This is a genomic window from Aliihoeflea sp. (assembly GCF_052435475.1).
Lineage (GTDB): Bacteria > Pseudomonadota > Alphaproteobacteria > Rhizobiales > Rhizobiaceae > Aliihoeflea.
The window spans coordinates 356486-369085 of the sequence record NZ_JBQVMV010000002.1 but is presented as its reverse complement, the minus strand read 5'-3'; the positions used below and the strand labels follow the sequence as shown (position 1 = coordinate 369085).

Annotated in this window: 10 protein-coding genes; 5 read left to right on the top strand and 5 right to left on the bottom strand. The window is 65.2% G+C overall.

The genetic code is table 11. The annotated features are described in order from the left end of the window. The first annotated feature begins 23 nt into the window (after nt 1-23). Complete coding sequence (locus ACT6QU_RS04855; RefSeq protein WP_024585726.1) at nt 24-572, top strand: hypothetical protein; 549 nt, start codon at nt 24-26, stop codon at nt 570-572. Nucleotides 573-660: 88 nt separating this feature from the next. After that, complete coding sequence (locus tag ACT6QU_RS04850) at nt 661-2502, top strand: monovalent cation:proton antiporter-2 (CPA2) family protein (protein WP_444562901.1); 1842 nt, start codon at nt 661-663, stop codon at nt 2500-2502. Here ACT6QU_RS04850 and folK read toward each other — a convergent pair. Genes folK through folP form a run of 3 tightly spaced genes read right to left on the bottom strand, consistent with a single transcriptional unit; the run spans nt 2499 to nt 4230 of the window. Further along, nucleotides 2499-3020, bottom strand: a complete 522-nt coding sequence (gene folK, locus ACT6QU_RS04845) for a 2-amino-4-hydroxy-6-hydroxymethyldihydropteridine diphosphokinase (RefSeq protein ID WP_444562900.1) — start codon at nt 3018-3020, stop codon at nt 2499-2501. The genes ACT6QU_RS04850 and folK overlap by 4 nt on opposite strands. Further along, a complete protein-coding gene (gene folB / locus ACT6QU_RS04840) occupies nt 3004-3363 on the bottom strand; it encodes a dihydroneopterin aldolase (RefSeq protein ID WP_444562899.1) in 360 nt (119 codons plus the stop codon). The genes folK and folB overlap by 17 nt, the downstream gene beginning before the upstream one ends. Nucleotides 3364-3381: 18 nt before the next feature. Beyond that, on the bottom strand, nt 3382-4230 hold the full coding sequence (gene folP, locus ACT6QU_RS04835) for a dihydropteroate synthase (protein WP_444562898.1): 849 nt from the start codon (nt 4228-4230) through the stop codon (nt 3382-3384). A gap of 153 nt (nt 4231-4383) precedes the next feature. Between folP and ACT6QU_RS04830 the strand changes: the two genes are divergently transcribed. Further along, nucleotides 4384-4989: a DUF922 domain-containing Zn-dependent protease gene (locus ACT6QU_RS04830; protein ID WP_029660120.1), complete on the top strand. Its 606-nt coding sequence runs from the start codon at nt 4384-4386 to the stop codon at nt 4987-4989. Nucleotides 4990-5008: 19 nt separating this feature from the next. Here the strand turns inward: ACT6QU_RS04830 and ACT6QU_RS04825 are convergent, their stop codons facing one another. Both ACT6QU_RS04825 and ACT6QU_RS04820 read right to left on the bottom strand, forming a co-directional pair. After that, on the bottom strand, nt 5009-5329 hold the full coding sequence (locus ACT6QU_RS04825; RefSeq protein WP_029660121.1) for a 2Fe-2S iron-sulfur cluster-binding protein: 321 nt from the start codon (nt 5327-5329) through the stop codon (nt 5009-5011). A gap of 78 nt (nt 5330-5407) precedes the next feature. Next, nucleotides 5408-5746, bottom strand: a complete 339-nt coding sequence (locus tag ACT6QU_RS04820) for an Hpt domain-containing protein (protein WP_444562897.1) — start codon at nt 5744-5746, stop codon at nt 5408-5410. A gap of 254 nt (nt 5747-6000) precedes the next feature. On the opposite strand from ACT6QU_RS04820, the gene ACT6QU_RS04815 reads away from it, so the two are divergent. Both ACT6QU_RS04815 and mazG read left to right on the top strand, forming a co-directional pair. Next, nucleotides 6001-11679: an apolipoprotein A-IV repeat region-like domain-containing protein gene (locus ACT6QU_RS04815; protein WP_444562896.1), complete on the top strand. Its 5679-nt coding sequence runs from the start codon at nt 6001-6003 to the stop codon at nt 11677-11679. A gap of 104 nt (nt 11680-11783) precedes the next feature. After that, nucleotides 11784-12599 (top strand): nucleoside triphosphate pyrophosphohydrolase, encoded by an 816-nt coding sequence (mazG, locus tag ACT6QU_RS04810; RefSeq protein ID WP_444562895.1) that lies wholly within the window; start codon nt 11784-11786, stop codon nt 12597-12599. Nucleotide 12600: the final 1 nt, after the last annotated feature.

Sequence of the window (12600 nt, the reverse complement as noted above, 5' to 3'; positions counted from 1 at the left end):
CCACGTTTACAGGTGCCCGTTCGATGACCGCCCTACGCCTCGCCTCTTCTGTCCTGGCGGCCACGGCCGCAACCGTGATCGGTCTTGCCGCGCCTGCAACGGCGTCGGAAAAGGACCGGAAGTTCTTTTCCTCCGTGGAAGGCTCGTGGTCGGGTCCGGGCGAAATCGTCGCCGGCAAGTACAAGGGCACCAAGTTCGTCTGCAATTTCACCGGCGCGACGCCGGGCGAAAAGGTCGGCATGTCGCTGGACGGCGGCTGCCGCGTCGGCCTTTTCACGCAGAAGATGCAGGCTAGCGTCGAGCATCAGGGCCGCTCCGGCTATCGCGGCTCGTTCATGGACGGGTCTGACGGCACGGGCCTCGACGTGGTGGGCGGCAAGGTCGATGGCCGCAAGGTCACGCTGACGCTCAACCGCAACCAGCTCAACGGCGCGATGCTGGCGCGCCTGCCCGACGACAACACCATGACCGTGACCGTCTCCGTGCTCGTCGACGAGCAGATGGTGCCGGTCATCGGCATGAACCTGAAACGCGTCGACAGGGGCGCAGTCGGCTCGGTCGCCAATCGCTGACATGCCGGATCGGCGCTGCTGACAGCTTGACAAAATCACGAAGGACCGGGCCTCATCGCCCGGTCCTTTCGCTTTTCAGGAGGCCGTCATGGCCGTCGAGGCTGCCCACGGTGTCGATCTCGTTCCGATCGTCGCGCTTCTCGGCGCCGGCGTCCTGGCGGTGCCGCTCTTCAAGCGGTTCGGCCTTGATTCCGTGCTCGGATATCTGGCCGCCGGTATCGTCATCGGGCCGTTCGGCATCGGCCTCTTCTCCGATCCGCAGTCGATCATCCACGTCGCCGAACTCGGTGTCGTCATGTTCCTCTTCGTGATCGGGCTCGAAATGCAGCCGTCGCGCCTCTGGGGATTGCGGCGCCAGATTCTCGGGCTCGGCGTACTCCAGGTGGCTATTTGCGGGGCGCTTCTGACGGGCGCCGGCATCGCCTTCGGATTTTCGCCACTGGTCGCATTCGTCGCCGGCATGGGGTTCGTGTTGACCTCGACGGCGATCGTCTTCCAAATTTTGAACGAACAGGGCGAGTTGTCGACACCCAAGGGGCAGCGCATCGTCTCGATCCTGCTGCTGGAGGACATCGCCATCGTGCCACTGCTGGCGCTGGTCGCGTTCCTGGCGCCGGGCGGGGAGGATGGCGATGCCGGCTCGCGTGGCGTCACGATCGCCATCGCGCTGGGAGCGATCGCCGCGCTGGTGCTCGTCGGGCGCTATCTCCTCAATCCGCTTTTCCGCATTCTGGCGCAGGCGGAGGCGCGGGAGGTGATGACGGCGGCGGCGCTGCTCGTCGTGCTCGGCTCCGCCCTCTTGATGCAGATGAGCGGGTTGTCGATGGCGATGGGGGCATTCCTCGCCGGCGTGCTCCTCTCCGAAAGCACGTTCCGGCATCAACTCGAAGCCGACATCGAGCCGTTTCGCGGCATCCTGCTCGGGCTGTTCTTTCTCGGCGTCGGGATGGCGCTCGACCTGACGGTGATCGGGCAGAATGCAGCGCTCGTGGCAGGGCTCGTCGTGGTCTACATGGTCCTCAAGGGGTTTGGCATCTATGCCATCGCACGACTGCTGCGCACGCCGCATGGCGAAGCGCTGGAGCGCGCCGGGCTGATGGCGCAGGGCGGCGAGTTTGCCTTCGTGCTTTTCGCGACCGCCGCTTCGGTCGGCGTCATCGACCAGTCCCTCAACGCCATCTTCACGGCGAACGTCATCCTGTCGATGATCCTGACGCCGTTCGTCATCATGGCGCTGCGGCGGTTTATGCCGACACCGACCTTGTCCACCGATGGCGTCGACGTCGCTGACGGCCTTGAAGGCAGTGTTCTCGTGATCGGATTCGGGCGCTTCGGCCAGATTGCGAGCCAGCCACTTCTCCTGCGCGGCATCGACGTCTCGATCATCGACAATGACGTCGAGATGATCCAGGCGGCCAGCGATTTCGGGTTCAAGGTCTATTTTGGCGACGGGACGCGGCTCGACATCCTGCATGCGGCAGGCATCGGCCGGGTCGAGGCGGTGATGATCTGCGTCGACAAGCCCGAGGCGGCGCTTCGCATCGCCGAACTCATCAAGGGAGAATATCCGCTGCTGCCGGTCCTCGCCCGCGCCTTCGATCGCGGTTCGGCGATTTCGCTGATCAATACGGGCGTCGAGTATCAAATCCGCGAGACACTGGAATCGGCCCTGCAGTTCGGCGCGCAGTCATTGCGCACCGTCGGGCTCGATGAGGATGAAGTTGCCGAGGTGATGCAGGAAGTGCGTGTCCGCGACGCCGCCCGTCTCGATCTGCAGGTCGCCGGCGGCATCTATGCAGGCAACGATCTGCTGCGCGGCAATGTCCCCACACCGACGCCGCTGGCGACGCCGCGCCGGGCGGGTCAGGCGCTGAGCGAGGAAACCGCCGCAATTATCGTCAGTGAAAAGGAAAAGGTCGGCTCACCCTAAGGTGCCACTCGCCACCAGTCCGCCGGCAGATCAAGCCGGACGATTCCGCCGGTGTCGAGCGACGTGAGCGCGTGCGAAAGCGGCTGTCCGTCCATCGCGAGTGCCGGCGCGATTTCGAGCAGCGGCACGAGGACGAAAGCGCGCTCGGCGATTCGCGGGTGCGGGATCGTCAAGCCATCTTCGTGGATTGCGAGATCGCCGTAGATCAGGACGTCGAGATCGATGGCGCGCGGTCCCCACCGTTCGGTGCGAACCCGTTTCAGCACAAGCTCGGCATCGAGGCAGGCAGCGAGCAGGTGACGCGGCGACAGGGTCGTCTCGACCTCGGCAACCGCATTCAGGAAATCCGGCTGGTCGACGAGGCCCCAGGGCGGCGTGCGATAGAGCGAGGAGACGCGGATGACCGCGATTTCATCGGAGGCATCGAGCATGGCGAGCGCGGTGGCCATCGCCGTCTGCGGATCGCCCAGATTGCCGCCCAGGCCGAGATAGGCCCGCACCTTATTGCGGCCAGACAATATTGACCTCAACGTAATCGAGAACGCCGGGAACGGGCGCACTCGGCTTGCGGACCGTGATCGAGGCCTTCGTCACCTGCGGGAAACGCGCGCTGAGCGCCTTGGCGACATCGACGGCGAGCTTCTCGATCAGGAACCGGCGGGCACCGGTGACGACGCGCTCGATCTCGACGAAGGCCGCACCGTAGTCGACCGTCCCCTCGATGGAATCACTGTCGAGCGAGCCTTCGGGCACGATCGTGAGTTCCGCATCGATATAGAAGCGCTGGCCGAGGGTTTCCTCTTCGACGAAGACGCCGTGGCGGGCGAAGAACGCGCAGTTCTTCAGTCGGATCGTGTACATGGTCGAAGGTAACTCCGGTCAGGCGTGCCGTGCCAGTATGGCGTCGGCGACCTTTAGCGCGTCGGCGTTGATCGCGACATCATGAACACGAAAAACAGCGGCGCCGGCAAGCCGCAATGCGACGCTCGTTGCCGCTGTACCGACGCCGCGATCTGCGGGTTCGCGACCGGTGACCTCGCCGAGGAAACGCTTGCGCGACGTGCCGACCAGCCAAGGGCTGCCAAGTTCATTCAACTCGGAAAAACGCGCGATCAAGCTGATGTTTTCGTTTGCGTCCTTCGCAAACCCAAAGCCGGGATCAAGGACGATGGCATCGCGCCCGACGCCGGCTTCTTCGGCGATTTCCAGCGAACGGCGGAGAAAATGAAACTGGTCGTCGACAGGGTCGGGAAGCTTCTGGCGGTCGCGTCCGGTGTGCATGATGATGAGGCCGGCGCCGGTTTGTGCGGCGATATCCGCCACGGCGCGCTCGCGCTGGAGGCCCCAGACGTCGTTGACGATGTGCGCGCCCGCATCGATCGCGAGACGTGCCGTCGCGGCGCGATAGGTGTCGATTGACAGGACGATATCGCCCCGCTCCGACAGCGCTTCGATGACCGGTAGAACGCGGTCCTGTTCTTCGGACGCCGAAACGGGCTCGGCGCCGGGACGGGTCGATTCACCGCCAATGTCGATGATGGCCGCGCCGGCCGCGACCATTTCGTCGGCCTGCCGCAATGCGCGCTCGAGCGTATCGAACCGGCCGCCGTCGGAAAACGAATCCGGCGTGACGTTCAGTATACCCATGATCAGCGCGCGCGGGCCGAGCGTCAGCGTGCGGCCATGGGCGAGTGGCCAGTTGCGTTCGGCGAAGGGATCGGTCGACATGGCTTCGCTATGGAACGACCCGGTGTCCGAGATCAACGGATTTCGCGTCTTGCGCAGCAATTGTTCAGCTTTGGGTGTGATCGTGGTGCCGATCCCGCAAGCGTGGTTGCGCCTTTGGCGCATGCGCCGCATGAATAGGCCAAGGAGACGACAATGAAGCACATGCTGGCGGGCGCCATCGCCATTCTCGCGACGACCCTTGCCGCCGATGCAGCTTCGGTGTCGCGCTCTTACAGCTATTTTTCGATCGGCGGCCAGACGCTGAGCGAGATCGAGACCGAGTTGCAGCGGCGCGGCCCCATCCTCGGCTCGACCGGCAATCGGCACCCCGGCGCCACGCGCATGGAGTTCAAGACGCGCATCGGGTACCAGGAAAGCGGCCGCCGGTGCAGCGTGAGCGAGGCGGACGTTCAGATTTCGGCCGAAGTGCATCTGCCCCGTTGGCGCAATCGCAGCGGTGCGCAACTCGACACGGCACTGATGTGGGACACGCTTTCCGCCGACATCAAGCGTCACGAGGAAGGGCATATCGTGATCGCCCGCACCTTCGCGCAGCGCATGGAGCAGTCGCTGCTGGGCGTGCGCAATGCCGCTTCCTGCGAAGAGGCTGCGGCCACGGCCGAGGGCATCAGCAAACGCTTGCTGGCCGAGCACGACGCCGAACAGGCGCGCTACGACAATGTGGAAAGCATCAATTTCGAAAGCCGCATGCTGCGTCTTCTGGAATATCGTCTCCAGAGGATCGAGGACGCGCGCTGAGCGACCTGGCGGCCTGCTGTCAGCCCTGACGTTCAGGGATGTGGACGGTGAGGCCGTCCAGCGCGTCGGCCACGCGGATCTGGCAGGACAGGCGCGAGGTCGGACGCACATCATAGGCAAAATCGAGCATGTCCTCCTCCATCGCCTGGGGCTCGCCGACGGCCGGCGACCATTCCTCGTCGACATAGACATGACATGTCGCGCAGGCGCAGGCACCGCCGCATTCGGCCTCGATGCCCGGGACGCCCGCCTTGATGGCGTTTTCCATGACGGTGGAGCCGTTTTCAGCCTCGACGTCGAAGCGCGTGCCGTCAAAGGCGACAAAGGTAAGCTTGGTCATTGAAAAACCTGTCGGAAGATGGCGCGTCCGTCGAGCGGCGCGGGTCGCGGCGATGACATAATGGCTGGGAACCGGGTGTCAACCCGGGGAGCGAACGCGCCCCCTCACCTGTGCGCCAAGCGTGGTGGCGACGTGCCCCAGTCGATCGAGGGCTGCCGCATCGAGCAGAGGGGCCTCCAGCGCCGCCGCACATTCGGCCACGGTTGCGATTCCGAGCGATCGGGCGGTGCCCTTGAGTGAATGGGCTATTGCCATCCGCTTCTGCGGCCCGGCGGTTGCCAGTTCGCGCATTGCGGCGTCGAGTTGCAGGAGGAACATCTCGAGGAGTTCACCTGCAAGGCGCGCATCGCCCATGGTCTGGCGGTCGAGATGGCTCTCGTCGATCAGGTTCGTCCGCGAATCTCTCAACTGTGTCATTCCGGGATCGTGCGCGTGGCGAATGGACGGTCCGTTAACGCGGCCGGTCGCATTCGCCCGAGCCCGCCAAGGAATCTTTCATCTGCGTTGAGGGGCATTAACCTTATGTTTAAAGTTTTACACATGGCGGGAATTGCGAGTTCCCATCCCGGCCTTGTCCCGATACGATACGAAATGGGCGAATTGGGCCTCAACTGGCGGGTGGTTTCAAGCCGAATACGGTGACCCGCTGCGATCGTATAGGGTAGAGCGGCATGGCGATGAAACCGGCGACAAACAAGGAACTCGACACCGATATCGAGAAGGAGCTCGAAGACGCTCTCGACATCGAACTCGTCATGGATGACGAGGACGCGGAATCCGCGCAGGACGAGAGCCTCGATATCGCTGCGTCGATGGAAGATTTCGAGGCGCAGATTTCGCAAGCCGCCGAAGAATTGGCGCTGGAAAACCGCGAAACCGAGACGGCGGATACCGTACCCGCTGAGGCGGTCGCCGCCGCTGCCGCCGCCCCGGTCGTCGCCAAAGCCGCAAATGACGGCCCGACGCGGATCGCCGATCTCCAGCCCGTCGAAGCGCAGGCCTCCGCTCGCCCCTCCGCTTTCGCCGCCGCCAATGACGACCGCCAGAAGGACTACAAGTCCTTCGTCCAGAGCATTTCGAAACCGGTGCCGAGCACCGTCTATTGGGTCGTCGCGCTTCTCTCGGTCGTCTGGGCGGCCTCGGGCCTCCTCGTCGGCCACCTCCTTTTCTCGCCGCAGATCTGGCAGATCGGCTCACTCGCCGAACTGATCGCGGCACCCTATGCGCTCGGTCTGGCGCTCGGCATCATCGTCCCGATCATTCTCTTCTGGGGCTTCGCGGTGATGATCCGCCGCGCGCAGGAAATGCGCTATGCCGCGCAATCCATGACGGAAGTCGCCTTCCGCCTCGCCGAGCCCGAGCACATCGCGACCGACCGCGTCATGATGGTCGGCCAGGCTGTTCGTCGCGAAGTGCAGGCGATGGGCGAAGGCATCGAGCGCACGCTGGCACGCGCGGTCGAACTGGAGACGCTCGTCCATACCGAGGTGAACGAACTCGAACGCGCCTATTCCGAGAATGAAACCCGCATCCGCGCGCTGGTCGACGGCCTCGGCAGCGAGCGCGAAGCGGTCGTCAGCCACGCCGAGCGGGTCCGCGCATCCATTGCCGGGGCGCATGAGACGCTGAAGGACGAACTTTCGGCGGCAAGCGACGTCATCCGCAAGAATATCGTCGATGTCTCCGGGCAGCTTTCCGGCACGATCGCGGACAGCGGTGCGTCGCTGATCGAGCGGATGAACCAGAGCGGTTCTTCGCTGAGCGAGGCTCTCGATCTTCGCGTCGACACCATCTCCGACCGCATCTCGACCTCCGGCGACGCGATGGCGAACCTGCTCGATACGCGCATCGCCTCGCTGACCGACGCGACCGACCAGGCCACCCGCTCGCTCTCGCAGATGCTCGACGACCGCACGACGGGCATGATATCGCTGCTCGGCAGCTCTGCGCGCTCGCTCTCCGACGAATTCGACACGCGTCTTCGCGACATCGAGCGGACGCTCGAGGAGCGCGGCCAGTCGCTGCTTTCGCAGTTCGAAACGCGCGCACATGCGCTCGACACGGGTACGGAAAAGCTCAACGCCGCGCTCGAGGCGCGTGCCAAGCAGATCAACGACACGCTGATCGACCGCACCAAGGAAATCGCGCAGACGTTCACTGACGGCAAGCAGCAGGTCAACGTACTGCTCGACGAGACCAAGGCGCGGATCGGCGCGGACTTTACCGATCTCGTCGCCTCGACCTCCGCCATGCTCGAGACGCGCACGGCCGATTTCTCGGTCAAGCTCGGCGAAAGCCGCAACCTCATCAGCGCCGCGCTCGACGACGATCTCGAGCGCCTTGCCGAGACGCGGCAGGCGATGGACGATGCGATCACCAGCCATGTCGAACGGATGGCCGAAGGCCGCTCGCTCCTGACCAGCGCGCTCAACGACGACATCGTGCGCCTTGCCGATACGCAGCGCGAGATGGACGGAGCCATCGAGCGGCAGATTTCGGGCCTGATGGAAGGCCGCGAGCGACTTGCAATCGCGCTCAAGGATGACATGGACCTGCTCGACGCGACGCGTCGCGGGCTCGACGATGCGGTTTCGCAGCATGTGCGCACGATCGCCGAGCGCGAATCCGACCTGACGACGGCGCTTTCCTCCGGCACGGCGCGCGTCGAGGACGCGTTCGCCAACCAGATCGACCGGATGGCCGAGCGGCAGGCGGAACTCTCCGCTGCCATCGCTGCCGACGCGGAGCGCATGGACGATCTGATCCTGCGCGGCATCGAGACGCTCGGCACACGGCAGGGCGAGTTGCAGGCTGCAATCGGCAGCGAAGTTTCCAACATCGACACCGCATTCGACCGCCAGATCGAGCGCCTCGCCGAGCGGCAGTCGGGCTTGTCGGCCGCGATCGACGCCGACATGGAGCGCTTTTCGTCTGCGTTCGACCGCCAGTTCGACGCGCTCACCACGCGGCAGGGCGAATTCGGCTCGCGGGTCGAGAGCGACGTCGCGCGCATCGACGAGGCGTTTGCGCGTCAGGTCGAGGCCATTTCGCAGCGCCAGTCCGAGATGGAGAATGCGGTTCATCGCGGCGCCGAGCGATTCGGCGAACTGTTCGGCCAGCTCACGCGCCAGCTCGGCGACCGCCAGTCCGAACTGTCGAGCGCGATTGCGGGGGATGCGCAGCAGGTCGAGGAAGTGTTCGCGCGGCATATCGCGACGCTCGCGGCCCGCCAGGACGAATTGAGCGGCGCCATCGCTGCCGACCTCGGCCGGATCGACGAGACCTTCCTGCGCCAGATCGACCTCTTCGCCGAAAAGCAGAACGAACTCGCGTCGACGATCAATATCGACATGGACAAAGTCGAAGAGGCCTTCACGCGCCACATCGAGGCGCTTGGCGAGCGCCGCGCTCTCATCACCGACGCGGTGGCCACCGATGTCGCGCGGATCGAGGATGCGTTCGGACGACAGACGAGCGTGATCGAGGAACGCACGCAGACGATGGAACGTGCGCTGAAGATCGGCGTCGACAATGTCCGCGGCGCTCTCGAAAGCAGCGCGGTCGTCGTTGCCGGCTCCCTGCGCGACAAGGTTCTGGAAGCAACTGCGGCGATGGGCGAGCAGGCCGGACAGGCCTTCGTCGACGTCGACCAGAAGATCGCCGACCGCGTCGAGCGGACTGCGGCGACGCTGGGTGCCAAGGCCGACGAGATCGCAACGCGCCTCGACGAAAGCGATCGGGCGATTGCTGGCCGGATCGAGGAACGAGTGACCTTCGTGACGGCGCGGGCCGACGAGATCGCCTCACGCTTCGAGAACACGGACCGAGCGCTAGCCGACCGCTTCGACGAGCGCACGCAGTCGCTGTTCTCGCGTGCCTCCGAAATGGTCGATCGCTTCGCGCAGGCCGATGAAACGCTGGCATTCCGTGCCGAGCAGCGCGCCGAAGCGCTGGGCGTCAAGGCGGGTGAAGTCGTCTCCGCATTCGAGACGGCCGAGCGCAGCCTGACCTCGCGCGTCGACGATGCGGCGCAGTCGCTTGCCGCACGTGCCGGCGACTTCGCGCAGATCGTCGAGGAGGCCGACCGCAATCTCGCCGGCAAGGCCGACGAGATCCGCGTCAGCCTACTCTCTCGCGCAGACGAGGTCGTGAACCGCTTCGACGAGGCCGGACACTCTCTCGCCACCCGCACGGAAGATGCCGCCCGCATTCTCGAGGGGCGCGCCGACGACGTCGTCGGCCGGTTTGACGAGGCGGGCAACGCCCTTCTCTCGCGCACCGACGCGGCGGCGAACACGCTTGCGGCACGCGCCGGCGATCTGTCGAACGTCTTCGCCGATGCCGATCGCCAGATCGTCGTTCGTCTCGACGAAACGCAGGCAGCATTGTCGGCGCGGGCCGGCGAGATTGCCGGTGTGCTCGATGGCTCGGACGAGCGTCTGCAGGAACGCGCCAACGAACTCGCGCGGACCTTCGACATGGCCGAGCAGCGGATCATGGCGCGCACGCACCAGACGTCGGCCGAACTCGACGCCCGTGCGGGCGCAATCGCCGAAGCGCTGGCAGCGGCCGACCAGGCACTTGCCGATCGCACCAGCCTTCTGACGTCGCGGATCGAAAGCCAGGTGGCTTCGGCCGAAGAACGCCTGACGCATGGCGCCGCCAATGTCGGCGACCGTCTGGCCGAACAGGTCGCCCGTGTGGAATCCGAACTCGTCGAGCGCGCCAATGCGATTGCCGAGACGTTCGCGGCGATGAACCGTCACATTGACGAAAGCACGGAAGGCGCTTCCGACAAGCTCGACGAGAAGACGCGCCAGCTCAACGCGATGCTGGCCGCCCGCTCCTCCGAGATCGGCCGTATCCTTGACGAGACGGCGCGTCCGCTGGTCGAACGCTTTTCCGAAAGCAGCATCGACCTGCAGCGCAATCTCGAAGAAATCACGCAGGCCGCAGCAGAACGTCTGCAGACAGGCAACAGCGCGCTCGTGTCGGCGCTCGGTGCCAAGACCAGCGAGACGGTTTCCGCGGTCGAACGTGTCCAGGGTGATCTCGCGCGCGGCGTCGACGGCCTGATCGGCCGCCTGTCGGCTTCGAATGCCCGCCTTGGCGAACTTGTCGAGACGGCCTCGGCCAATCTCGGCGGCGTCGACGAGAAGCTTGCAGGCACCACGGAGCAGTTTGCCGAGACGACCGAAAAGGCCGCCCGCTCCTTCGCCTCGTCGGCCCGTATCATCGAGACACAGGCCGGCAAGCTTTCGGAATTGTCCTCGACGACCTTGCGCGACGTGGCCGGCATCGCCTCGCGCTTCGAGGATCACGGCAAGATGCTGACCAACGCCCGAGACCTGCTGAACTCGGCGCAGTCGACCCTGGCGGCGACGCTCGACGACCGCCAGACGGCGCTCGAGACGCTTGCCTCCGGGCTCGTCAAGAAGTCCGAAGAGATCGAACGCGTGATGCGTTCCTTCGAAGGCGTCGTCGGCAAGGCTCTCGAAGGCGCCGAAGGCCGCACCAAGACGTCGACGGAGCAGATGCGCACTGCGATTTCGGAAGTCGTCGAAAGCGCGACCAAGCGTTTTGCCGACGCGACGGACGAAATCCGCAAGACGGCCGGCACGATCCGCACCGAACTCGACCAGACCCGCGCGGAACTGAAGAAGGGCGTGATGCAACTGCCCGAGGAGACGAAGGAATCGACCAGCGCCATGCGCAAGGCGGTTTCCGAGCAGATCAAGGCGCTGAAGGAGCTTTCGGAGATCGTCTCCAAGTCCGGCCGCACCTTCGACGTCTCCCCGGCCCGCATCGAACGTCAGGCGGCTCCCGCTCCCCGTCCGGCAGCGCCGGTGGCCGCTCCGCAGGCGGCGACGCAGTTGCGCGGGTCGCTCGCCGATCCTGCGCCGCAGGGTCAGGCCGGTGGAAGCTGGGTCGGTGCCCTCCTGCGCGGCGCTTCCCAGGATGAGGCGGGTGCGCCGAAACCGGTCCAGCCGCTGCGTTCGCCGCTGCAGATGGTCGAGTCGCTCAACTCGCTTTCCGTCGATATCGCTCGCGCGATCGATCACGAGGCGTCGGTCGAACTCTGGGACCGCTACCGCAAGGGCGAGCGCAACGTCTTTACGCGCCGCCTCTATACGCTGAAGGGCCAGCAGACATTCGACGACATCCGCCGCAAGTACCAGAATGACGGTGAGTTCCGCGGCGCGGTCGACCGGTACTGCCAGGACTTCGAGAAGCTGCTTGCGGACGTGGCCAAGAACGACCGCGACAACATGATGTCGCAGACCTACCTGACGTCCGACACCGGCAAGGTCTACACCATGCTCGCGCACGCCAGCGGCCGCCTGAAGTAGGCCGCCGCTGAGCCGAAACGAGGCCGCAGCCGCCATGCGCGACTGCGGCCTTTTTCATGGGCGGCAGGTGCGCTATCAAGCGGTCTCCAGGAGACCGAACCGCTATGCAGCCGTCCCGCGACATTGCCCGCCTGATCGAAATCATGAACGCGCTGCGCGACCCGCAGACCGGCTGTCCGTGGGATGTCGAGCAGGATTTCGCGTCGATCGCGCCCTATACGATCGAGGAAGCCTATGAGGTCGCCGATGCGATCGAGCGCAGCGACCTTTCCGACCTGCGCGACGAATTGGGCGATCTCCTCCTGCAGGTCGTGTTCCATTCGCGCATGGCCGAGGAACAGGGTGCGTTCGCCTTCGGCGATGTGGTCGAGGCGATCACGAGGAAAATGATCCGCCGCCATCCGCATGTGTTCGGGCCGGATGCCGTTCGCGGCGCGAAGCTGGCGAAGGGCATGTGGGAGACGATCAAGGCGGAGGAGCGCGCGGAGAAGAGGGCGGAACTCGAGGCGCGCGGCATCACGGTCGCCGAGCATGGCTATCTCGATGACGTGCCCGTCGGCCATGCCGCGCTGACGCGGGCGCTGAAATTGCAGGAACGCGCGGCGAAGGTGGGCTTCGACTGGAAGGAGCCGGGGCCGATCCTCGACAAAATCTCGGAAGAAGTGGACGAGCTGCGCGTCGCGCTCGATGCGGGTGAGACGGCGGCGATCAAGGACGAGTTCGGCGATGTGCTCTTCGCGCTCGTCAATCTCGGCCGCCATCTCGGCATCGATGCGGAGGATGCGCTGCGCGGGACGAACGACAAGTTCCGCAAGCGCTTCCACCATGTCGAGCGGGCGCTGAACGCCAATGGAAGCAGCCTCGATGAGGCGAGTCTCGACGAGATGGAAGGTCACTGGCAGGCGGCGAAGCGCGCCTGAT

Excerpts from the sequence above, each read along its gene's own strand:
- ACT6QU_RS04855 (WP_024585726.1), top strand. The coding sequence starts at position 24 with ATGACCGCCCTACGCCTCGCCTCTTCTGTCCTGGCGGCCACGGCCGCA.
- ACT6QU_RS04850 (WP_444562901.1), top strand. The coding sequence starts at position 661 with ATGGCCGTCGAGGCTGCCCACGGTGTCGATCTCGTTCCGATCGTCGCG.
- folB (WP_444562899.1), bottom strand. The coding sequence starts at position 3,363 with ATGTACACGATCCGACTGAAGAACTGCGCGTTCTTCGCCCGCCACGGC.
- folP (WP_444562898.1), bottom strand. The coding sequence starts at position 4,230 with ATGTCGACCGATCCCTTCGCCGAACGCAACTGGCCACTCGCCCATGGC.
- ACT6QU_RS04830 (WP_029660120.1), top strand. The coding sequence starts at position 4,384 with ATGAAGCACATGCTGGCGGGCGCCATCGCCATTCTCGCGACGACCCTT.
- ACT6QU_RS04825 (WP_029660121.1), bottom strand. The coding sequence starts at position 5,329 with ATGACCAAGCTTACCTTTGTCGCCTTTGACGGCACGCGCTTCGACGTC.
- ACT6QU_RS04820 (WP_444562897.1), bottom strand. The coding sequence starts at position 5,746 with ATGACACAGTTGAGAGATTCGCGGACGAACCTGATCGACGAGAGCCAT.
- ACT6QU_RS04815 (WP_444562896.1), top strand. The coding sequence starts at position 6,001 with ATGGCGATGAAACCGGCGACAAACAAGGAACTCGACACCGATATCGAG.
- mazG (WP_444562895.1), top strand. The coding sequence starts at position 11,784 with ATGCAGCCGTCCCGCGACATTGCCCGCCTGATCGAAATCATGAACGCG.